Source organism: Stenotrophomonas forensis, assembly GCF_028752115.1.
GTDB lineage: Bacteria > Pseudomonadota > Gammaproteobacteria > Xanthomonadales > Xanthomonadaceae > Stenotrophomonas > Stenotrophomonas forensis.
In genome coordinates this window covers 1,340,365-1,361,475 of record NZ_CP082270.1, presented here as the reverse complement: position 1 = coordinate 1,361,475, position 21,111 = coordinate 1,340,365, and the positions used below count along the sequence as shown (strand labels likewise).

At 61.1% G+C, this 21,111-nt stretch carries 17 protein-coding genes; 8 read left to right on the top strand and 9 right to left on the bottom strand.

Annotation, left to right across the window (positions count from 1 at the left end; all coding sequences use genetic code 11):
* Positions 1-266 precede the first annotated feature (266 nt).
* Positions 267-1,457: a sensor histidine kinase gene (locus K5L94_RS06445; RefSeq protein WP_274512283.1), complete on the bottom strand. Its 1,191-nt coding sequence runs from the start codon at positions 1,455-1,457 to the stop codon at positions 267-269.
* Positions 1,454-2,185 (bottom strand): response regulator transcription factor, encoded by a 732-nt coding sequence (locus K5L94_RS06440; protein WP_274512620.1) that lies wholly within the window; start codon positions 2,183-2,185, stop codon positions 1,454-1,456. The genes K5L94_RS06445 and K5L94_RS06440 overlap by 4 nt, the downstream gene beginning before the upstream one ends.
* A 316-nt stretch (positions 2,186-2,501) precedes the next feature.
* Between K5L94_RS06440 and K5L94_RS06435 the strand changes: the two genes are divergently transcribed.
* The 5 genes from K5L94_RS06435 to K5L94_RS06415 are packed head-to-tail and all read left to right on the top strand — an operon-like array spanning position 2,502 to position 10,797.
* The gene (locus K5L94_RS06435) at positions 2,502-3,905 is read left to right on the top strand and encodes an efflux transporter outer membrane subunit (RefSeq protein WP_274512281.1); all 1,404 of its coding nucleotides are present in this window, start codon (positions 2,502-2,504) and stop codon (positions 3,903-3,905) included.
* A gap of 10 nt (positions 3,906-3,915) precedes the next feature.
* Complete coding sequence (locus K5L94_RS06430; RefSeq protein WP_235652066.1) at positions 3,916-4,707, top strand: MipA/OmpV family protein; 792 nt, start codon at positions 3,916-3,918, stop codon at positions 4,705-4,707.
* 8 nt (positions 4,708-4,715) lie between these two features.
* The gene (locus tag K5L94_RS06425) at positions 4,716-5,822 is read left to right on the top strand and encodes an efflux RND transporter periplasmic adaptor subunit (protein ID WP_274512280.1); all 1,107 of its coding nucleotides are present in this window, start codon (positions 4,716-4,718) and stop codon (positions 5,820-5,822) included.
* Positions 5,819-8,881 carry an efflux RND transporter permease subunit gene (locus K5L94_RS06420; protein ID WP_274512279.1) on the top strand — a complete coding sequence of 1,021 codons (3,063 nt, stop codon included), beginning with the start codon at positions 5,819-5,821 and terminating at the stop codon, positions 8,879-8,881. The genes K5L94_RS06425 and K5L94_RS06420 overlap by 4 nt, the downstream gene beginning before the upstream one ends.
* Positions 8,881-10,797: an esterase/lipase family protein gene (locus tag K5L94_RS06415; protein ID WP_274512278.1), complete on the top strand. Its 1,917-nt coding sequence runs from the start codon at positions 8,881-8,883 to the stop codon at positions 10,795-10,797. The genes K5L94_RS06420 and K5L94_RS06415 overlap by 1 nt, the downstream gene beginning before the upstream one ends.
* Before the next feature lie 48 nt (positions 10,798-10,845).
* Here the strand turns inward: K5L94_RS06415 and K5L94_RS06410 are convergent, their stop codons facing one another.
* The 6 genes from K5L94_RS06410 to K5L94_RS06385 all read right to left on the bottom strand — a co-directional run bounded on the left by K5L94_RS06410 (position 10,846) and on the right by K5L94_RS06385 (position 18,175).
* Positions 10,846-11,073 (bottom strand): hypothetical protein, encoded by a 228-nt coding sequence (locus K5L94_RS06410; RefSeq protein WP_274512277.1) that lies wholly within the window; start codon positions 11,071-11,073, stop codon positions 10,846-10,848.
* A 120-nt stretch (positions 11,074-11,193) separates the two neighbouring features.
* Entirely contained in the window at positions 11,194-11,895 is a 702-nt protein-coding gene (locus K5L94_RS06405) for a DUF4145 domain-containing protein (RefSeq protein ID WP_274512275.1), read from the bottom strand.
* An 8-nt stretch (positions 11,896-11,903) separates the two neighbouring features.
* Positions 11,904-12,785 carry a hypothetical protein gene (locus tag K5L94_RS06400; RefSeq protein ID WP_274512274.1) on the bottom strand — a complete coding sequence of 294 codons (882 nt, stop codon included), beginning with the start codon at positions 12,783-12,785 and terminating at the stop codon, positions 11,904-11,906.
* 789 nt (positions 12,786-13,574) lie between these two features.
* Positions 13,575-14,339 (bottom strand): GntR family transcriptional regulator, encoded by a 765-nt coding sequence (locus tag K5L94_RS06395; protein WP_019338253.1) that lies wholly within the window; start codon positions 14,337-14,339, stop codon positions 13,575-13,577.
* 61 nt (positions 14,340-14,400) lie between these two features.
* Positions 14,401-15,993, bottom strand: a complete 1,593-nt coding sequence (locus tag K5L94_RS06390) for an EAL domain-containing protein (RefSeq protein ID WP_141057191.1) — start codon at positions 15,991-15,993, stop codon at positions 14,401-14,403.
* Positions 15,994-16,045: 52 nt separating this feature from the next.
* Positions 16,046-18,175, bottom strand: a complete 2,130-nt coding sequence (locus K5L94_RS06385; protein WP_274512273.1) for a methyl-accepting chemotaxis protein — start codon at positions 18,173-18,175, stop codon at positions 16,046-16,048.
* A gap of 581 nt (positions 18,176-18,756) precedes the next feature.
* On the opposite strand from K5L94_RS06385, the gene K5L94_RS06380 reads away from it, so the two are divergent.
* From K5L94_RS06380 to K5L94_RS06370, 3 genes are read left to right on the top strand one after another with little or no spacing between them, the layout of a single operon-like run.
* A complete protein-coding gene (locus K5L94_RS06380) occupies positions 18,757-19,125 on the top strand; it encodes a hypothetical protein (protein WP_100434275.1) in 369 nt (122 codons plus the stop codon).
* Positions 19,122-20,111 (top strand): caspase family protein, encoded by a 990-nt coding sequence (locus tag K5L94_RS06375; RefSeq protein ID WP_274512272.1) that lies wholly within the window; start codon positions 19,122-19,124, stop codon positions 20,109-20,111. Before K5L94_RS06380 ends, K5L94_RS06375 begins: the two co-directional genes overlap by 4 nt.
* Positions 20,108-20,395, top strand: a complete 288-nt coding sequence (locus tag K5L94_RS06370; RefSeq protein WP_100434273.1) for a hypothetical protein — start codon at positions 20,108-20,110, stop codon at positions 20,393-20,395. Before K5L94_RS06375 ends, K5L94_RS06370 begins: the two co-directional genes overlap by 4 nt.
* A gap of 55 nt (positions 20,396-20,450) precedes the next feature.
* On the opposite strand, the gene K5L94_RS06365 is transcribed toward K5L94_RS06370, so the two are convergent.
* A complete protein-coding gene (locus K5L94_RS06365; protein WP_100434272.1) occupies positions 20,451-21,068 on the bottom strand; it encodes a hypothetical protein in 618 nt (205 codons plus the stop codon).
* Between the last annotated feature and the right edge of the window lie 43 nt (positions 21,069-21,111).

The window sequence follows — 21,111 nt, the reverse complement described above, 5'->3', positions numbered from 1 at the left end:
ACCGCAGATCGCGCTCTAGACTCAGTTGATGATACAGCGATGATGCGGAGGGGCGGCATCGGAACGCCTTCAGATTCTTGGTCATTCTTGTTCTAGACTCGGCTGAGCGGACCTGCCATGCCTTGCCCCGTTTGGCCGCGGGCCCTCCAGACCGGCCCGAGCGCTCGGCAATTAGCACCAGACCATATCGGCAAGATCACAAGATCGCGGCAGTGGAGCGCTGGGACTTGACCAAGCCTGGGCGCCATCTATTGGCACCGAATCTTTCAACGGCTCATCTCTCGGTTGATCGAGACCACCACCTCCAAGCCTCCACCCGTGCGATTTCGCACTGTCAGCACGCCACCGTGGGCAGCGCATATGGCACCCGCAATGGAGAGGCCAAGCCCGGAGCCACCCGAGTGCCGGGCCCTGGACCGATCCGCCCTCCAAAAGCGGTCCTGGACACGCGGGAGGTCGGCCTCGTCGACCCCTGGGCCACGGTCGCCAACAATGAGCGTCACCCGCGTCCCCTCCTGCCTGAGCGATACGTCCATGACGCCGCCGCTGGATGCATACCGCAGCAGGTTGTCCACCACGATGGTCACCACTTGGCCCATCCGCAGCCGGTCGGCCTGGACCTCGATGCCGGCGTCCAGATCCAACTGGCATGCAACCCCAGCAGCTTGGAGTTCCAGTTCCACCCACTGAATGCGCTCGAGCACCAGATCTGCGAGCGCAAACCGCTCTTCTTCCAAGCTCAGGGCCCCAGCCCGCGCCATCGACAGCAGATGGAGGTCGCCAACGATGCGATTGATCTGCTCCAGCTGCCGGTGAACCAGCAAGAGTTGATCATTGGAGTGCGGAAAAACATCGTCCACCATCCCTTGAATGCGCCCCATCGCAGCGTTCAACGGGGTCCTGAGCTCGTGGGCCAGCATCGCACTGGAGTCCCTGATCTCCCGCTCATATTGCTCCAGGCGAGACGACATCTCGTTGAAATCTTCGGCCAAGCCGGCCAGCTCTTGTGGGGCATGCGGACTCAGCGCTGCCCGCGCCGAGAAGTCCCCCTCGGCCACCTGCCTCGCCGCTTTTGCCACCGAGCTGAATTGCCGCGATAGCGGGCGAGACATCATGAACCCAAAGACGAAGATGAAAGGAACGGATGTCACCAGCAACGCCAGAAGGGTGAACCAATCTGGATTTCGCAGGCCCGGCAAGAAGTTCTCGATGGCGTAATTGGCTTGGAACAGCGCCCATAGCCGCGCTTCGTCCAAATGCGGATCTGCCACAAGCCGCCGCACTTCTTGCTGTACCTGGGGCGGTAGCGCGCTGAGGATGCGCTCATCCTTCAGCTGGAAATGCAGCCACATCCCAAGCGCCACGCAGCTCACTGCCCCCACGGCCAGCCCGCTCATTCGAAGGCCGACCCAAGTCCATAGGGAGCTGGGCGCTCGTGGATGGCGGCCAGGCTTCATTGGAACCTGTATCCCACGCCGCGCACCGTCACCAGAACACCGGTAATCCCGTGGTGCTCGAGCTTCTTGCGAATGTTGTGGACATGCGTGTCGACAACGCGATTCAGCGAATCGCTGGTGGCCGCAACCCCTTCCAGCAGCTCCGCGCGTGTGAAGGCCTTGAAGGGGGTGCGCAGGAGTGCATAAAGGATGTTGAATTCGGTGGGAGTCAGCTCGACGACGGACGGAGACCCTGCGGCCTCTGCTTCAACGAGCACCCTCACAGCCTCCCCGTCTACGGTGAGCCGCCCGTGCTGGAGGACCTTTTCCTTTCCTCGACCAGGCACCACCCGGCGCAGCACCGCATGAACCCGAGCCACAACCTCTCGAGGGCTGTAGGGCTTGACCACGTAGTCGTCTGCTCCGTATCGCAGGGCACCAAGCTTGTCCGGCTCGTCCCCGACGGCGGTCACCATGATCACGGGCGTGTCCCCCGCTTTGCGAATGGCCGACAGCACGTCAATGCCGCTCATCTTCGGCAGCATGATATCCAGAAGAACCAAGTGGGGACGCCACTGCGCGAAAAGTTCCAAGGCCTGCAGGCCATCGTTGGCCACCGCCACAAAAAAACCCTCCTTGCGAAGGTAGGCCTCCAGGATACTGGCGCCGTCCGCGTCGTCCTCGACGACCAGGACCCGCTTGTCGTTCGACGGAATGGGAGCCGAATTCATAGAATCCGAAAAAGTCATTGATGAAATCTTGATATTTGGGCGGAAACCGTCGAAACGGCGCGCCATTCTTACCACTACAGCGGCGCCTCTGCCACCAAGACGTTGCAGATCGTCAGGATCTTCAGCATGTCGGTTCAGAAACGACGCTCGCAGCCGAGGAAACTGCGCTTTTTTTTGAGGCTTGATCGAATCTCAACAAAGAGCACAAAGAACATTGAGGAGAGGCCTTCAAGCTTCGCGCAATTCTCTGGCGAACGTTGGTTAATCCGTGATTACTTGCTCGGCCTTCCGCTGGTTCGGACCAGCTCTGGTTAGTTCGGCAGCTGTCTTAGGGATGGCCGCGTTGGCAGGGTGTTCTTTGTCCCCCAAATACGTCCGTCCCGCCGCTGTCGTTCCCGAACAGCTCGGCTCTACGACTGTTTCGCCTACCAACGGAGCGCGTTGCTCGGAGCGGATGCGCGGGGAAGACATTGCTTTTGTCCGGGCGACAGTCAAGGGCGGCCAGCTGGACGCCATGATCAAAGCGGCGCTGTGTCGCAGCCCCGACTACCGGCTTGCGGAGCTCAACGTGCGACTCGCGCGAGCGCAGGCCGGTCAGAGCAACAGTGCACGATTGCCACGGCTGGATGGGCAAATCGTCAAGAGCAAACAGCGATTCGGCGATTCCGCGCTGGACGAGCGCTACCAGCAGGATCTGTCCATGGCGACCGTCGGACTGTCAGAGTTCGATCCCGACTTCTTCGGGCGCCTCAGGTCGCTCGCCGCTGCCGAAGGGCTCCGGTGGGAAGCATCTCAACACGGCCGCGACGCGGCCCGGGGAGCGCTCATTGGCGAAACGCTCCGCGCCTACGTCCTCTACTCTGCGGCCAAAGAAGCCGAAGCCCAGGCCGGGGTAGTGGCCAGCAGCACTCGGGAACAGCTCCGCCTCGCTGAGCGCCGGCAAGCGCTTGGCATGATCGCCTCCGACGATCTTCGCGACGCGGAGAGCTTGGCTGCACAAGCGGATGCAAACGCGGCCAAGGCTGCCGAGGCATCAAAGGCCCAAGAGCGGGCCCTGCGATTTCTGGTTGGGTTTGACTCAGCGCTGCCAAGCCCAAACCTGTCGCTTTTCGTCGACGGCTCGGGCGACGCGGCCCGCTACGGTGGTTTGGATTCTTCCGTGCTCTACCACCGCCCCGAGGTGCTTGAGGCAGAAGCCCAGTTACAAGCAGCTCACGCTGACATCGGCGCCGCACGCGCGGCCTTCTTCCCGTCCATCCAACTTACCACCTCGCTTGGCTCGGCCAGCGAGAGTTTGGGTGGCCTCTTCTCTGCCTCGAAAGCTTGGACGTTCACCCCCAGCCTGCGGCTTCCCATTTTCGACTTCGGTCGGAACAAGCAGGCGCTGGATCTCGCATGGATCCGTCAACAGCAAGGGGTCGTGCAGTACGAGAAGGCCGTCCAACGCGCGTTTGTCGATGTCGCCGATGCCCTTGGCAGCCGAAGCCAGGCCGAGCAGGCCTACACCGCAGCTCGCAGGAAGGAGCTCGCTGCCGTCGGAAAGACGGGCCGACTGATCCAACGAATTGATGCAGGCCTGCAAGACGCCATGAACCGACCGCAGGCCGAGATTGACGCGGCCAATGCCACGGCCGACCGCGTCGCTGCTCAGCAGGACTTTGCCCTTTCCCGGATCGCTCTGTCGCACGCGTTCTATGCCACGGCTCCTGCCCGCCCTTCCCCTTCCGACTCCCACTGAGGTTTCCAATATGATCACCAAGACCAAATCAACCGTCCTGCTTGGATTGGCCGTGCTTCTGGCGGCACCGGCCGCTCACGCCGGCGGCCTGTGGGGCGACAAGATGGAGGCCACTTTTGGGGCCGGCGTGCTCTACGGCCCGCTCTACGCGGGCTCGGATGAGAGCCAAGCGATCCTTGTCCCCGTGCTGTCCGTTCAGCGGGGCATCCTCTTCGCCGACTCGACCCGCGGGGCGGGCCTGCAGTATCAGTTTGGCAATGGCCTCTATCTCTCCCAGTCGATCTACTACGACTTGGGCCGCTTGGAAAGGGACAGCTCATGGCGCCCTGGCTCAGATTCCTTGAAGGGCATGGGCCGCGTTCCAGGCTCGGTCACCACGAAGACCATGCTGGTTCAGCCCTTGGGCGATCGCTTCAATGTCTCAGCGGAAGCGGAATACGCCCTGCGATCTTCGGCGCACCGTCTTCGCTACCGCGTGGGGGCGGAAGCAAAGCTCTTCAACGGCAATGCCAACGACGTGTTTCTCACAGCAGATGTGCACGGCGGCGATCGGGATTTCAACCAAGCCTACTACGGGGTGAGTGTCGCTCAGGCGGGCGTTACAGGACGCCGGGCGTTCTCTGCCGACTCGGGTATCAATGCCTACGCCGCCGGCGTTCGCTGGGAGCACAAGTTCGGCGATCGTTGGATGGGCATCGCGCAGATCAATGCGATGCGCTACGCGCACGACGTGAGCGGCAGCTCCATCATTGAGCGGCGCAACAGCGTCTTCGGGAACGTGGCCCTCACCTACACCTACTGAGACAGAAAATGGCCTTCCTCCCACCGCTATCGATGCGCGCCCTTCTCGCCCTCTCCCTCGCCGCGCTGTCCGCCTGCAGCCAAGAGCCCACGCCGCCCGCGCCGGTGCGAAGCGTGAAGGTTGAAACGGCAGAGCGAGGGGCACGCACCTCGGCTGAGTTCATCGGCACGGTTCGCCGGTCCTCCAGGGCGCAGCTCAGTTTTGAGCAGGCGGGACGGATCAAAGCAATCCATGTCGATATCGGCGACGCGATTGCCAAAGGCCAAGTTCTCGCAGTCTTGGACCCAATTCCCGTCCAGCAACAGTTCGCCCGGGCCAGCGCCCAGCTGAACGCGGCCCGCGCAGCGCTGGCCGAACGCCAGCTTCAGTTCAACCAACAAGAAGCGATGTTCAAGGACGGTGCCGTTGCGCAGGTCAGCTTGACTCAGGCTCGCGCCGCCCTGGAAGCGTCCAAGGCGGAACTCAATAGTGCTCAGGCCGATGTGACCCTGGCTCAGCGCGCGGTCGATCACAGCATCATCCGAGCGCCATTTGACGGGCAAGTCATCGCTCGCCATAGCGAACCGACCGTTGACGTCACCGCAGGCCAAGCGATTCTGGACGTGCAGGGCAGCGGGCAGACGGAAGTTGCAGCCGACGTACCGGCCTACCTCGCCAAGGCCCTCCAGGCAGGGGCCGCAGCATCTGCACGGCAGGACGGCAACGTATTGGTCCCCCTGACTCTGCGTTCGGTTGCACAGCACGAATCGACCGCAGGAACTGTGCCGGTTCTCTTGGAAGCTGCGGACGGTGGCGCGCCCCTCCTACCCGGCTCACTGATTCACGTGTTGGTTCAGGTCGACAACGCGAACAAGACCCTGACGGTGCCGCTCTCAAGCCTCGTCCCCAGCAGCACCGCCGGCGCGGCGGATGTCTTTGTTTTCTCCGCGGCTCATCAGACCGTGAAGAAAGTTCGCGTTCGCGTCGGCAGCTACCAGGGAAGCCAAGTCGAAATCCTCGGAGGGTTGGCCGAAGACGCTGTGATCGTCACGGCGGGGGCCAGCTACCTCACGGATGGTCAGAAAGTTCGGCCTTACAAAAGCCAGTCCCAGCTCGGACAAGGGGCAACCCGATGAACCTTACCCAGTCGGCGATAAAATCCAGCCGTCTGACGGTGTTCGCCTGCCTGCTGCTTCTGTTCGGCGGCATCTTCACCTTCTTTGGCTTTCCCTCTCAAGAAGAGCCGTCCGTCACCATCCGTGAAGCGCTCGTGTCCGCTGCTCTCCCGGGCCTGCCCAGCGAGGAAGTGGAAGAGCGCATTGCCAAGCCGCTGGAGGAGCGGCTGCGAGAGGTGGCCGGCATCAAGCGAGTTGTATCGACCGTTCGCCCTGGCAGTGCCCTGATCCAATTGACGGCCCAGGACAGCGTCGATGATTTGCCCACCCTTTGGCAGCGTGTGCGCGCTAAGGCAGCTGAGGCCAGCGCCGAACTACCGCCGGGCACTCAAGGGCCACTGGTGGACGACGACTTCGGACGCGTCGCCGTTGCCTCCATTGCGGTGACCGCCCCCGGATTCAGCACAAGCGAAATGATGGGGCCGCTGCGCGCCATGCGGGAAGAGCTCTATCGTCTGCCGGGCGTCGAGCGGGTGACTATGTATGGACTGCAGGAAGACCGGGTCTACGTGGACTTCGACAGGTCCAAGCTGGCCTCGACCGGCGCCACCCCCAACGGGATCATCGACCAACTCAGGGACAAGAATGTTCTTTCGCCCGGCGGGGAAGCCATCGCCGCCGGTCTCTCGCTGACCCTCTCTGCCGACAGCCAGGTCCGCAGCGCCCACGATTTGGCCGACGTGCTGGTCAGCGTGCCCAATGCCAAGGAGAGCCAAGTCATCCGGCTAGGGGATCTGGCCGCCGTTCGGATTCTGCCACCGGACCCGCCGGAGGGAGGCGCGCTCTACAAAGGGAAGCCAGCCATCGTCGTGGCCGTCTCTATGGCCAAGGGCTACAGCATCGAGACCTTTGGCAAAGGCTTGCGTGCAGCGTTGGATCGCACCCAGTCGGCCCTGCCGGTCGGCTTCGAGCAGCACGTGGTGACGTTCCAGCCGGACGTGGTGGAACGCGAAATGGGCAAGATGCACCACGTCATGGGGGAGACCGTGGTCATCGTCATGGCGGTCGTCATGCTTTTCCTAGGCTGGAGGACCGGGCTCATCGTTGGAGCTATTGTCCCGCTGACCATCCTTGGCTCGTTGGTGGCAATGCGCGCGCTCGGCGTGGAACTCCAAACGGTGTCGATCGCGGCCATCATCCTGGCACTGGGACTTCTGGTCGACAACGGCATTGTCATTGCCGAGGACATTGAGCGCCGCCTTGCACATGGCCAGGAGCGGATAAGCGCCTGCGTGGACGCTGGAAGGACGCTGGCCATTCCGCTTCTCACGTCCTCGCTGGTGATCATCCTGGCGTTCTCCCCGTTCTTCTTTGGTCAGACCTCCACAAACGAATACCTGCGATCCTTGGCGATCGTCTTGGCCGTCACGCTGCTGGGCTCCTGGATCTTAAGCATCACCGTGACGCCCCTGCTGTGCATCCGATTCGCCAAGGTCCACGTCCACGCCGAGGATGACGGCCAGTATCAGAGCCGGCTTTACAAAGGCTACAGTCGCATCATCGCCAAGGTCTTGGACCACAAAGTGGTCTTCATGGGGACGATGGCAGCGCTGCTGGCCGGTGCACTGGTCATCCTGACGTCATTGCCCTACGACTTCCTGCCGAAGTCGGATCGCCTACAGTTCCAGATGCCAGTCACGCTGGAGCCAGGCGCGGCATCGACTGAAACCAGAAAGGTGGTTACAGAACTCAGCGCTTGGTTTGCTGACAGAGAGCAGAACCCGGAAGTCACTGAGAGCATCGGCTACGTCGCCGACGGCGGACCGCGGATCGTGCTTGGCCTGACACCGCCGCTTCCTGCGTCCAACGTGGGCTACTTCACCGTGAGCGTTGCCCAGGGGACGGATATCGATGCTGTGATCCGCCGTGCCCGGGAGCACGTTCTGGCTGCCTATCCAACGGTGCGTGCCGATCCCAAACGGTTTTCCCTCGGCACAACGGAAGCCGGCGTGGCCGTCTATCGGATCTATGGGCCAGACGAGGATGAACTGCGCCGCATCGGTGAGGAAGTGAGCGCAAAACTCGCGACGCTCGGCGGCACGCAGGATGTCTACGACGATTGGGGAAAGCGCACTCCTAGCTACACCATCAAGGTAGACGCGGCCAATTCGAAAGCGGCGGGCGTGAGCAACAACGATATCGCCGAGTCGCTACGCTACCGCTACAGCGGCGCCGAGGCCACCCGCCTGCACAGCGATGGCACGGCCACGCCCGTCATCCTGCGCTCCACTGCCAGCGAACGATCACCGACGGCTCGTCCCGAGGACACCTTGGTCTATTCCAGCGCGTCCGGAAAGGCAGTGCCGTTGGGCGCGATTGCCACGGTCGAAGCGTCCAGTGAGCCGTCCACGATCGTGCGCCGCAACTTGATGCGGTCGCTGACAGTCACGGGCAAGAACCCCGGGATGACCACCAGCGAAATTGTCGCCACCCTCAAGCCCGAGATCGCGGCCATCAAGCTACCGCCTGGCTACCGCATTGAGCTGGGAGGCGAGATGGAGGATGCGGCGGAGGCCAACGACGCCTTGCTGGGCTTCATGCCCCACGCGCTCGGCGCCATCCTTCTCTTGTTCGTTTGGCAGTTCAACTCGTTCCGAAAGGCCTTCATCGTCGTCGCCAGCATTCCATTTGTCCTCATCGGCGCCTCGCTGGCACTGTTGGTCACCGGCTACCCGTTCGGCTTCATGGCCACGTTTGGGTTGCTTGCGTTGGCCGGCATCATCGTCAACAACGCAGTCCTGCTGCTGGAGCGCATTGAGGCTGAGCTTGAAGAGGGGCTGCCAAGGCGCGAGGCGGTCGTATCGGCGGCAGTGAAGCGGCTCCGTCCGATCCTCATGACCAAGCTCACCTGCATCGTCGGCCTGGTGCCCTTGATGGTGTTCGCCGGCCCGCTTTGGACTGGCATGGCGATCACGATGATCGGTGGTTTGGCGCTGGGAACCCTCGTGACGTTGGGCCTCATTCCAGCCCTATACGACTGGCTGTTCAGCCTTCGTATTCGACCGGAGGATGCGCGCTGATGGCGCAGAACATCAATCGCGTCGCCGCTGTGCTGTGCGCCGCACTTTTGAGCGGTTGCGCCATGGTCAAAATCAAGAACGTGTCCCCAGAGCGCTACTTCGAGCAACGTCGGGGTGACATCCTGAGCACCGGGGAACTTAGCCCTGCCACACGGCAGGAGATGGGCCTGCTTTCCTTGGACACGAAGGCCTGCTTGTCGGCGCCCGAGCCCTGCTCGGGCACCCTCATCGGGTCGGAGGAAATCAAGTCCGCAGACTCGTTGGCCGCCGCGGCGGAGCTGTGGGTTGCCCACGCCGCGGAGCTGTCCCGAACGTCGCCGGACAGTGATCGGACGATGGACGCTTGGTTGAAGGCCGCCCGCTACTCCTACGCCTACTTCCTGGTCTTCCAGCAGAATGCCTCACGCTTGGCGCCCCGCGATCGCGATACCCAAATTCGGGACTATTACAACTACGCCGTGGAGAACGTCACGGCAAGCCTGTTCCGACGCTATCGGCGGGGAGAACACTCCAATCTGACGAGTGAGAGCCTCCCCACGCCAGCAGGTTGGAGCCTGAAGCTCGACATGTCGGGCCTGCGCGAGATTGGTGACGTTCCCGTCCCCAGAGAACTTCTGGCCGCCTCCGGTATTGGGTTCGGCGGGATCCGAAATGCCTACCGCCGCGATGGCTTTGGAGCGGAAATGGTGGCCGCGCTGCCCCCAGGGACGTCCAGTCCTCAACCGTCGCCGGTGTCGGACTTTCCGTTGGCCGGCGGCTATAGCGCGATGCCAACCCCCAACGTCACGTGCTTGTTGGACTTCCACGGCGATGACGTGCAGCAGGTGCTTGCGTCACGTTCGGCGACCCTTAGGGCGTTCGATCCACTGTTGGAGAGCGCGGCCGCCATCAAGGGAGAGAATGTGCCCCTGGCCGCCAACTTCACTGCCGGCTACGGCGTATGGTTGGCACGCTCCAACTTCGCCACCGAGGCCATCCGCACGCTCTTGGACATGGACAAGAGCTTGGACAAGCCGCACCTCTACATGCTGCAGCCGTTCGACCCAAACCGGCGAGTGGTTCTGATGTTGCATGGCTTGGCCAGCAGCCCTGAGGCGTGGGTCAATACTGCTAATGATGTGCTTGGCGACGATGATCTCAGGGCCCGTTACCAGGTCTGGCTGATGTATTACCCCACCAACCTGCCGCTTCCCTACAACCATCAAGCGATCCGGGAGACCGTCCTGAAGACACTGAAGGACATGGATCCTTCCGGTGCCGCAAAGGCCTCTCATGGAATGGTCGTGGTTGGGCACAGCATGGGCGGGCTGTTGACACGGCTGATGGTTTCTTCAAGCAATGGCAGTCATCTGCTTGACCAGACCCTGCAGGAGCTCAGGGGCAAGGGTGACGACGCCAGTAAAGTGCGCGAGGAGCTGGCCCCACTCCTGGAGTTCGATCCGATGCCTGAAGTGCGACGGGCAGTCTTCATCGCTACCCCGCACTTTGGAACGCCATCCGCGGAAGGCGTACTCGCCGCGATCGTCTCCCGGCTGTCCTCGATCCCTCAAGGGCTCTCCACACGTTACAGTGCCAGCGCGGCCGTCTTGGCGACCGTATCGGGCCGCCTCCCACTGAGCATTGACAACCTCAAGGAAAGCGACCCCTTTGTAAAAGACATCGCCGAGCTTCCGATCTCCCCGGACGTGGTCTACCACTCCATCATTGCTGTGAAGAACCCAACGAACTTGGCCACCGCAACGGATGGCTTCGTTCCCTACCGAAGCGCACACCTGGCCAGCGCTGCTTCGGAAAAGGTCATCGTGAGTGGTCACAGCGTGCAGCAGACACCAGAGGCCGTTCTGGAACTGCGGCGTATCCTGCGCATGGACGCGGGGTTGGAAGCGCCACAATCCGAGCCAGCTCGCTCGGAGTAAGAAAGCTAGCGCTCTTGGCAAAGTGGCCCCATGTTGGGGCCACTGGTCTCAGTTCGTCTTGGAGAACGCCGCTCTGCTGACGATTTGACGCACGCCGCAGGCGGAGCACTTCAGTTCCAGCGCTCCACAGATGCCGAGCGTTGCACTCTTGGTGGCATCCAGGAACGTGAAGCATTTCAAGCACTGCATCTTCTCGGCCTGGATGGGAGACGTGGCCGCATCCGGATGGTCACAGATGGCCAAGTTCTGAACTTTGAATACGCCGAACTGCTGCACAACTACCTCGTATAACGGCTCAAGAGGGTGACAAACCGCAGAGGGAGCCAAAGCGCCCTCCCCGCGCGGCTCCTCAACGAACCTAAGTGACTGGCACCTCGGCCAGCCCAACACACGCCGCTACACAGGCTCTTGTGGCTGAGGCTCGGACTCGTCCTCGTCCTCTTCGCTGCCGTAGGTCCGCTTGGCCAGCTTGGGCAGGACGTAGACGCCGAGCAGCAAGTGATCGATGACCTCAAGGGCCAATGTCAACTCCTCAACGCTGTGCGGTGCGACTTCATGTGCAGCGTTGTTGCCCAGGACGCGCAGGTTGTGAAGGATGGTAGCGCCCGCATCGGTCAATCCCCGACGTTCCTTGAGATCGTTGATCTTGTGATAGAGCTCTCTGCCAACCGCACCTTGGTCTTTGCAGACCGTCTCAACGATTGCGCGGATACCAATGCCGCTGAGCACCGGGTTGGACGCATTGAGACAGGCCAGAGTCTCCGAGTAGATGCGCTCGACCTTGGTTGGCAACAGATGGGAGGACTCCAGCGCTGCCCTGCCCAAGTTGGGAGTGGGGAAGATCTCAACGTCTGGCACGTATTCCCACTCACCTTGGCGCACCTCCGCCACGTTTTCATTCGTGCCAGTGGCCATGCGGAAGGCAACAGTGCCGCAGCCCAGGCAACGTACGGTCTGATACTCATGCGTCCAGTTCAGTGCAATGTCGTCGGGGACTTCGCCCTGCTCGGTGTGTTCATGGATCACCTCATGATTGGTGATATGCCTGCAACGTCGGCAGGGGCAGCTTTCCAGCTTGGTGGTTTCTTTTAAGGTCATGTCGAGAATTAGATTGTGCTAGGCGAGGCGCTGCCATACTCGGTCTCGAGCAACGGCTGCATCTGCTCACGCCAAAACTGGGAGTCGGCGACCAAGCACCTCGCATGGGTTGCGTAGGCATGGTCGAGGGTCTGATTGAATCGGTTCCACCACCCTGCGGTGTAAGAACTCCACATAGAAAGGCGGTCGATCGCCTGATCGACTTCGTCGGTACTGATCGCGTCTAGTTCCGCGAGAGCTTCCACGTAGGCCCCCGTTCTGCCCTCGGCAATCTGATAGTTCTTCAGCTGTTTATCAACGACCACATCGTTCCGGAACCGGCGTAGCACCATCGAGTGCGCTCGAGCTCTTCCCTCGGCGAGGTTGTCCCGAAGAATCCTCGCGATTGCGTCGCAGCGTTTTGATCGGACGTCGTATGCCTCGCGATCCTGGCGAGCGTCGCTCAGCCTCTGGAGCTCGGACAGCCATGGGAAGGCCAGTAGGAACTTGAACCGCTGAATGCCCGTCTGATTAGGAATCGGGCCCGGGTCATACTCGCAGCAGCTCTCCAACGTCGAGACGGCGGAAAGGACGATGGTCGCCCAGCGATCAACGCGATCACACAAGGGCATGCCCTCGGCCGCCTTGTCATCGAAATCCCGCCTCAGCGCGTCAAGCTTCTTGTCGAGCTCGACGTAATCAATGGAGGACAGCCCATAGCCGAGCATGGCGGCCAGATCCTGTGCCCTGCGTACCTCGTCGGATTCGGGCGCCTCCTTCAGTTCCCGCTCGACGGCCCAAGCCGCCGTCAACACGCGGTCAATGGATCCCCCGTCGGCCAGGAAGTCCCGCAGGAAGGAGTAGTCGTCGTGCGGAGTCTGAGTTCTGAGGGGATTGGAATCTTTGAGCATGAGCGACCAGCCTTGAGGAGACGTGTCGCGGTTGCCTGGGCGAGGCCAAGCGCGACACGCTACCGGGCCTCTCCACAGCCTGGCTGGCCAGGCTGAGCACTTGTTTTGGCCCCGGCGCTCAGAAGCGACGCGATGGCCGGAGGCTACCCAAGACGGACATCCTCGTGAATTGGCGCGGAGAGAAGGATTCGAACCTTCCAGCCTCCCCTTGGATACGACATCACAGTGAAGCGCATTCGTCCTTCAACTTGGGTTGCAGCTCTTCCCCAACTGGGCTCCGCGAGAGGCACGCCACCAACCAACCAGACCACAGGACACTTCTGAACCACCCACGGACGGACAAACCGAAGCGCCATCCGTGCGCCTCGCTCCTTTCCTTAGCTTGCTGACCGTCGAACACTGCATCCGGACCCCTGCAAGCATCCGTGCGCCCTTCGTCTTCTGCGTGTGGAACAACGTAATCAATGTGTGTGTTTGAAGTCATATTCAGCTCCTTAGTGATGACATACGCATCGACCACCAGGGAAGCCTGCAACCCAAACCAGGACTCGAACTGCGCCTCCCTGTGCGCCGATGTTGGCACCAAGAAGGGGGGATCAGTGATCCCACGAGCCTAGTATAGATTGCCCACCACGAACTTGATCGCTGCAGGTTGGAGAATCAGACCAAGCCCGTGGGATTCCCCAGACATGTATTGCCGCTGCCCGTTGCACCCGACAAGACAGGCACCGCGCTCATATCAAGATGGCCTTGAGGACCACGGCTTTTCCCCCAGGGCTGCGGCGGTGATCACCCCGAGGGTGGGAGCGCATAGCGCACGCTTTGCCGATAACGGGAACTGGGGTAATGACCAACGGTGACCTCCACCGGCTTGCCCGTCGCCGAGTAGTAGAATCGAACCACTTGGAGCGCCGGATCGCCTGGCGCTGCCTGCAGCAGCCGCGCGGTGTCCTGGTCGAGGACCGTCGCCGTCACATCTTGGCGGACCTCTGTCACAGCAATCCCGAACATACGCTCCAGGTTCTGATAGATCGGCCCACGAGCGACGTCGGGCGTGATCTGGGCTGCCGCATACTGGGGCGGCAGATAGATCCGCAAGACGCTCATTGGCAAAGGGGCCTGAGGGCGCCGCCGCAAGAAGCATGCCTCCGAGAGCTGGATGCCCCTTCGGCATTCCAGAACCTCGGAAAGGCGCTCGTTGACGGTGATAGGGCCCAGGGAGACCTGGTGCAGTTCGGTCTTTCCAAGAAAGTCGCGAAGGTCTTCCGCGGACGTGATCGGAGCGAAGGCCTCCGCTCCCTGGGGTGCGGGCAGCACGATGGACCCCACGCCAGGCCTGGACGCGATCAGCCCCTGCGATCTCAGCAGTGCAAGGGCCTGGCGGACGGTCTGACGACTGACTCCATGGATTGAGGTGAGGCTCTTTTCTGACGGCAGCGTGCTGCCGACGGCGAAGGCCCCGCTCTCAATGTCACTTGCGAGCGACTGTGCAAGCAGGTGGTAGAGCGGCTTGGAATGGCCATTAGAGGACAATGCTTTATCAGGGATGGTCACTTCGTATCTCTTTCCGTTCCTTTGCGCGCAAGCCTCTGAGACCAGCACGCCTCTGATTTCATCAGGCGGGCGCTGGACTGCCATTGCTGGTGAGCCCAAGCATGTCGTCGGGTAGCGAGTCGGCCTTGCATGGCTTTCCTAGCAACCAGCCTTGGCCAACCGCCTCGGGAACGAGCCGGTGCATCGCCAAGGCCTGCATCTCGGTCTCAACCCCTTCGGCAACAAGAGGCAGACTCAACGCCTTGGCCATCGCACAAATGGCTTCGACGGCGTAGCTTGCCGGTGAAAGGGTGCCCATAGCCCTGGTAAAACGACGGTCCATCTTCAGTCCTGCCAAGGGCAAGTCTGCCAGGTAGGCAAAGTTGGAATACCCCGTCCCAAAGTCATCCAGATACACGCGAAAACCTGCTTGGTCCAGTTGCCCCAGCGCATCGGCAAGATCCTGCTGTGATGCCGTTGACCGCTCCGTAAACTCCAACACTACGTCGGCTGGCGAAACACCGAAAGCTTCGGTTTGCTCGCTCAGGAAATGTCTCAGCTCGCTGTCCAAAATGTCCTGAGCGGACAGATTGATGCTGGCGTAGAAGCCGTCCCCGCGTCGTAGACGAGGCCCCATCTCTTCCAGGCTCTTGACGATCACCAGCTTCGCCAGCGCCGTTCCGAGCCCCTGTTCCTCCGCCATGGGAACGAAGGTATCCGGCGGCACGTCAACGCCGGCCAAGGTACGCCATCGCGCCAAAGCCTCCACGCCCACCATTCGCCTATCTGACAAGCGCCGCAGTGGCTGATAGACCAAATCGATATCGCCATGCCTGATCGCCCTTGCAAGCATGCGGTGAAGCGCTCGTCTCCGTCCCTGAGAGACCTTTAGCAACGCGCCCAAGCCCCCTCCCCCCACCAAAGCGAGGGCGAGTATGGAAGCGACGATCCATGAAGGCTGACCCAAAAGGCTGCCAGCCTGTGCCTGAGACACAACGCAGATATCAAACTCGTTGCTACACGCCCGTGTGGATATGTGACCGGCCAAGGGCGCGGCCAAGCCGTCCTTGCTCAACGTCAGGTCAAACGCATCTCCAAAGCTTTGGAAGTGGTGCTTCCCGTCACGGCTGATCACCAGCGCGCCGATGCTGCCAACAGGCATGGACACCCGGTCAAACGCGGTGGGCGCCGTCGTGACGATGGCGTTACCGTAAGACGCCAGGTCGACCTTGATTCGGTCGTCCCCGGGAGCGGGCACGCTCCGCCAGAGCGAATAGCCACGCACGACGCGGTGAGGTGGAGCGAGCTCAACGGGCGTCGGCAGGCGGCCCCACATTGCGGTGCAAAGCAGCCGGCCGCTGATAACCCGCCCAACGTCTTTGATGTAACGGGAGTGAAAAGCGATCAGTCGCAACTCGGCCAGGTCGCTGGGGCCACAGGGCTCTGCGCTGATTCGCAGCACCCTGTTGAGACCATCGACGCTTGCACGTGCCACATCCTCCGCATGCACCAGCAGCCCGGTCGTGTAGTTCGCCAGGTCGACTCTGGCCCGTTGGGTTACTGCCAGCTGAGCCGCCCCAAGGGTAACGAGGACGACCGCAGTGCCCAGAAGGTATGGGGCTGATAGGTGAAGAGCCCGACGTGAAGATCGCCACCTGGCGGAAGGCTTGCGCATTGGTTCCTCATGGATAGGACCCGCCGGCCACCCGGTGCCCAGCGGGATGAGCTCAGCTGGCGTGAACCAAGCGGGGGCGGAATTCTGCGTTGACCTTAAAGAAGGCAACGGCTTGGGCCAGCCCAACGGCCTGCTCTTCTACCGCTCCAGCCGCGGCGGAAGCCTCTTCAACCAGAGCAGCGTTCTGCTGCGTCACCTCATCCATCTGCATCACGGCCTGATTGACCTGTTCGATGCCCGCGGTTTGCTCTTGAGAGGCCGCCGATATCTCCGTGATCATGTCGCGGACACGCTGGACGCTCCCCACCACTTGGTGGATCGTCGACCCCGTCTCACGGACTTCATTGGAGCTGTCCACCACGTCCTGAACCGAACGATCAATCAACTGCTTGATTTCCTTGGCTGCCTCTGCACTGCGCTGTGCCAGCGTTCGCACTTCGCTTGCTACCACCGCAAAGCCTCGGCCTTGGTCGCCGGCCCTGGCCGCCTCCACTGCGGCATTGAGTGCCAAAATGTTTGTCTGGAAAGCGATGCCATCGATGACGGTGGTGATATCGGCGATGCGCTGGGACGAGGCCTCAACCTTCACCATCTTCTCCATCACGCGATCAACGGCTCGCCCGCCCTGAAGGGCCAAGTCGCCGGCGTCAGACGCAAGCCTCGAGGCTTGAATGGCATGATCGGCATTCTGGCGCACGGTCGACGTCAGCTCTTCCATCGATGCGGCCGTCTCTTCCAGATTGGCGGCCTGCTGCTCGGTGCGACGGGAGAGGTCCGCACTACCCTTGCTCACTTCTGAGGCGGACACGCGGATGACGCCAGCACCGTCTTGGATGCCCCGAACGATCCGGCCTAGCTGCTCAGAGGAGGAGTTCGCCGCATCGCGCATCGTCGCGAACACGCCGCCAAACTCGCCAGAAACGCGGAAAGTCAGATCGCCTTGAGCAACGGCCTCCAACAGTCGTGCGATGTCCGACAGGCTCTTATCACTGACATCGAACATCTGGTTGAGGTTGTCGATCATCTCGCGGAAGCTGTGACTGAAGCCATCTGCGGCGCCGCGCTGAGAGAAGTCTCCCGCCGCAGCGGCTTGGACCAGCCGACGAATCTCCTCGTTGATGGCCAGCATGTTCGTCCGCGTAGTCTCCATGGCCTCGGTAATGGCGGCCTGATCGCCTGGGAGCAGCGGCATGCGAGCGCTCATGTCCCCGACGGCATAGTGCTGGGCAATGCCTACGATCTGCGAGGTTACTGCGTTGGAGCGCTCCACCATGCCGTTCGTGTCGCCGACCAGTTCACCAAAGGCACCTGGATGGCGGGACTCATCGATGCGGTGCGACGTCCGCCCTTCGGCCTGGGCCGACGCCATTGCCTTTTGATCCGCAATCAGGCCCTTGATGCGCTCCTGCATCGATCGCATGCTTTCAAGCAAGGCAGAAGTCTCGTCTCGGCCTTCCACCTTGATAACGTTTTCAACGTTGCCCGACGCAATGGCGGTTGCGGTCTTAGTCGCCTCGCCCAGTGGTATGGTCAGGCTTCTCGTGATGGTGATTGCCAATGCGATGCTGAGCAGGACCGCCAAGACCCCAGCGGCGACCAACATCTTCCGGGCGCTTGCTGCAACGGCCTGAGCGTCTTGGTAGCTCGCGTCAGCCAAGCGCTCCTGAAGCTCTGCGTTGGCGAAGATGGCCGCCTGCCATTCGCCGAGCAGGGCGTCTCCTTCACTAAGCAGCTTCGTTGCCGTCGCCACGTCGCCGTGCGTCGCAGCTTCGACGACCGCATCGTTGACCCGGCGAGCCGCAAGCCGCTTCTCGGTGATCACTGCACGAATCTTTTTTCCTTCTTCATCGGCAGGCGTTGCATACAGAGCGTCGCGGGCCTTGTCATAAATGGCCCTTTGCTCTCCGATCTCTTTCAGCAGGGATGCTTGGATCTTCTTGTCCTGCAGCATGATCAGCTCGCGCAATGAAATGCTGATCTGCATGTTGGCACTGGCCATCGTCTTGGAGAGACGGATGCGCTCCATGCTCTCTTTCACGATGGTGTCCATGCTGGTCTCGGCGCGAGACAGCGCCCAAAGGCCAGATGCCACGATCGACATCGCCACCGCGATCAACACCACGAAGGCCGCACCCAATCGGGTGCCGACCCTGTACCGCATCAAGAAATTCTTCACATTCATACCTCTCATGGGGGGAGGAGCACGCTCCTGGCCGACAGCGTCGGCGAGCGAGTGATCGGCCCCACGAAGAACAACCTTAATGCGCCCAATTTACGCAGCCAATTCGCAGAAATGGGCTCACTTAGCGGGCAAATGTCCGCTTTTGACCACAAATAGCGCTATTTCGGACAACAGGCATCCACCTAGAAGACAGGATTTGTCGCCCGATAGCGACCAACTATCGAAATTTGAAGGGACATGTATCTTTCGTTTATCCACGGTAGATTGAGGCGACACGGGATTGGCTTGGAACATGCACCGTTAAGCTAGCGGAGGCCTTGCTTCGCGCGTCCCTGCGTGAATCGGGCAAAGCTAAGATCCGGACGACCATAGCGGTCGCGGTCTCTCGCCGCTGCCTTTTACCCTTCCCTACCCCCAGTCAAGAATTGTCGGACAGTGCCGGCCTCAACGCGGATGCCAACAAAATTCCCTAATAGATAGCTTGGTGCGCCGCACCATGATCATGTAGCTGCCCCGTGGTATGAATGCCCATGTGATGTGCGTCACAAATCTTCGACCTATCTCGATCAGGATGAATCGTCATGGCCAAAAAGGTTGTTTTTGTCGCTTTCGCAATCGAAGACGTTGCAATTCGAGACATGCTCAAAGGACAGTCGCTCAACACAAAGACGCCCTTTGAATACGTCGACATGTCAGTTAAAGATGCCTACGACGAAGAGTGGAAAAAGAAGGTCCGTACTCGAATTCTTCGTTCAGATGGCGTCCTGGCGATCGTGTCGGCGAACTCGCTGACCTCTAGCGGACAGAAGTGGGAAATTGCCTGCGCTAAGGCGGAAGGCGTGCCGCTAAAAGGGATCTGGGGTTACAAGGACGATAGGACCGCGCTCGCCGGCGTCAGCACCATGACCTGGACCTGGGCAAACCTCGAAGACTGGATCGACACGCTGTGACGCGGAGAGCCTTGGTGGTGGGCGTGGACTTTTACGCTCACGTCTCTGACCTTCATGGATGCGTCAATGACTCGTTTGCGGTCAAGGCGATGCTAGATCGGCATGCTGACGGGTCACCCAACTTTGGCGTCCGGCATCTAACGGCGACTGGGCCTGGCGACTCAGTGACCCGGGAGGAAATGCGCTCTGCGATCGAAGAGCTGTTTGCTGGGGAAGGGGAAGTTGCGTTGCTGTATTTTGCAGGCCACGGACACATCGAAGAAACCGGCGGCTACCTGTGCTCGTCGGAGATCCATACCGGACACGATGGCCTGCCGCTTTCAGAAATCATGACGATGGCCAACCGGTCCAAAATGGCCAACCGTGTCATCATCTTGGACAGCTGCCATAGCGGGGTCGCAGGCGGGGCGGCATTGAATCAGCGCGTCGCGGAAATCAGCGATGGCGTCACTATCCTGACTGCTTCTACGGCTGAGCAATACGCCACAGAAGAAGACGGCGCTGGCGTCTTCACTTCCCTCCTTGTTGATGCGCTGGGGGGAGCGGCTTCCAACCTAGTTGGTGACGTGACGCCAGGTGGCGTCTATGCCCACGTGGATCAATCGTTGGGACCTTGGGCACAGCGCCCTGTTTTTAAAACAAACGTGAAGACCTTTGTGTCTCTGCGCAAAGTCCAGCCGCCCCTTGCACTTTCCGACCTACGGAGAATCTCGGAACTGTTCCCTAGTAAGGGGGCCACCTTCCAACTGGACCCTTCCTTCGAGCCTGAGCGTTCCGCCGACTGGGAAAGGGATCCCAACGGCATTCCCCCTCCTGACCCCGAGAACGCCGCCATTTTCTCAGTCTTACAGAAATACAATAGAGTCGGCCTGCTCGTGCCGGAAGGAGCACCGCACATGTGGCACGCCGCAATGGAATCGAAGTCAGTCCGACTAACCGCTCTGGGAGAGCACTATAGGGCACTGGCGGCAAGAGGTCGGATATGAACAACGTAGCCGACCAAAATCTTGACCGCGCCATGGAATATCTCGTGGAGCAGCTTGCTTCGATTGAACACGAGAGATGGGCCCATTGGCAGGCCTACTTGCACAAGCAGGGCCAGCGCCAGAACGACGGCAGCATCGTTCTGCCTGCCGAGCTCGTGTCGAGGTGGGAACGCCAAATTGCGACCTCATACGCAGAGCTTACTCCCGACGAGCAGAGCTCTGACCGCGAACAGGTCATGAAGTACTTGCCGCTCATAATGAAGATGCTGCAATTAGGCAGCTAAGTAGAACAACACTCCAGCGACCCTAGTGGCCGTACCGGAACATTGGGTGCTCTCCCTACGAAAGCGCCCCGAGGTCTTTCACGACCGCCTGGCCCTGCAGCAGGAACCCCAGCAACAACCTTCCTCCGGCCACCCGCCTGCCCTCACTTTCGTTGAGCCAACGCGCCTGCAGCCGGCCCGCCTCAAACAGGGCTGGCGTGGCCATCGAGGGCGGCCAGGCCCGCAAGGGCTCACCGGGCGACGAGAGCTGCCCCGTGATCGGCTGGACCACTGCGGGCACCGCCGCGTCGTGTTTGGCATAGGCGGTGGCCATCATGCGTCCGTTCTTGGGGGACCATCCGCCCAGCACCAGCTCGGTGGTGCAGTATTCTGCCGGCAAGCCCGCTTCGGCCACGGCTTTGGCGTAGTTCGGCCAAAGCTGGTCAATGACCCGCCCCAACTCCGCTGCTAGCTGTTCCAGGGTGAAGTCCGCTCGAAAACTGGCCTCCAACGAAAGCTGGTAGATGCGCAGGAAGAACTGGGCCGACCCTCTGGTCGCCAGCAAGATTTGGTGCTGAGGAATGAGCAGCACCTTTGCCCCCGCCGAAGCTTGACCACTTATGGCGTCCTCCGCCCAGGTATCCACCGTCACAACCAACTGGTCAGCGCTCAGCAAAACGTTGAGGATGCTCATGGGTAAAGTCTGGCGGCCTTTCTCCCACTATCCAATCTTGCCC

Excerpts from the sequence above, each read along its gene's own strand:
- K5L94_RS06440 (WP_274512620.1), bottom strand. The coding sequence starts at position 2,185 with ATGACTTTTTCGGATTCTATGAATTCGGCTCCCATTCCGTCGAACGAC.
- K5L94_RS06380 (WP_100434275.1), top strand. The coding sequence starts at position 18,757 with ATGGCCAAAAAGGTTGTTTTTGTCGCTTTCGCAATCGAAGACGTTGCA.
- K5L94_RS06435 (WP_274512281.1), top strand. The coding sequence starts at position 2,502 with ATGGCCGCGTTGGCAGGGTGTTCTTTGTCCCCCAAATACGTCCGTCCC.
- K5L94_RS06365 (WP_100434272.1), bottom strand. The coding sequence starts at position 21,068 with ATGAGCATCCTCAACGTTTTGCTGAGCGCTGACCAGTTGGTTGTGACG.
- K5L94_RS06415 (WP_274512278.1), top strand. The coding sequence starts at position 8,881 with ATGGCGCAGAACATCAATCGCGTCGCCGCTGTGCTGTGCGCCGCACTT.
- K5L94_RS06445 (WP_274512283.1), bottom strand. The coding sequence starts at position 1,457 with ATGAAGCCTGGCCGCCATCCACGAGCGCCCAGCTCCCTATGGACTTGG.
- K5L94_RS06420 (WP_274512279.1), top strand. The coding sequence starts at position 5,819 with ATGAACCTTACCCAGTCGGCGATAAAATCCAGCCGTCTGACGGTGTTC.
- K5L94_RS06405 (WP_274512275.1), bottom strand. The coding sequence starts at position 11,895 with ATGACCTTAAAAGAAACCACCAAGCTGGAAAGCTGCCCCTGCCGACGT.
- K5L94_RS06430 (WP_235652066.1), top strand. The coding sequence starts at position 3,916 with ATGATCACCAAGACCAAATCAACCGTCCTGCTTGGATTGGCCGTGCTT.
- K5L94_RS06400 (WP_274512274.1), bottom strand. The coding sequence starts at position 12,785 with ATGCTCAAAGATTCCAATCCCCTCAGAACTCAGACTCCGCACGACGAC.
- K5L94_RS06390 (WP_141057191.1), bottom strand. The coding sequence starts at position 15,993 with ATGCGCAAGCCTTCCGCCAGGTGGCGATCTTCACGTCGGGCTCTTCAC.
- K5L94_RS06370 (WP_100434273.1), top strand. The coding sequence starts at position 20,108 with ATGAACAACGTAGCCGACCAAAATCTTGACCGCGCCATGGAATATCTC.
- K5L94_RS06425 (WP_274512280.1), top strand. The coding sequence starts at position 4,716 with ATGGCCTTCCTCCCACCGCTATCGATGCGCGCCCTTCTCGCCCTCTCC.
- K5L94_RS06385 (WP_274512273.1), bottom strand. The coding sequence starts at position 18,175 with ATGAATGTGAAGAATTTCTTGATGCGGTACAGGGTCGGCACCCGATTG.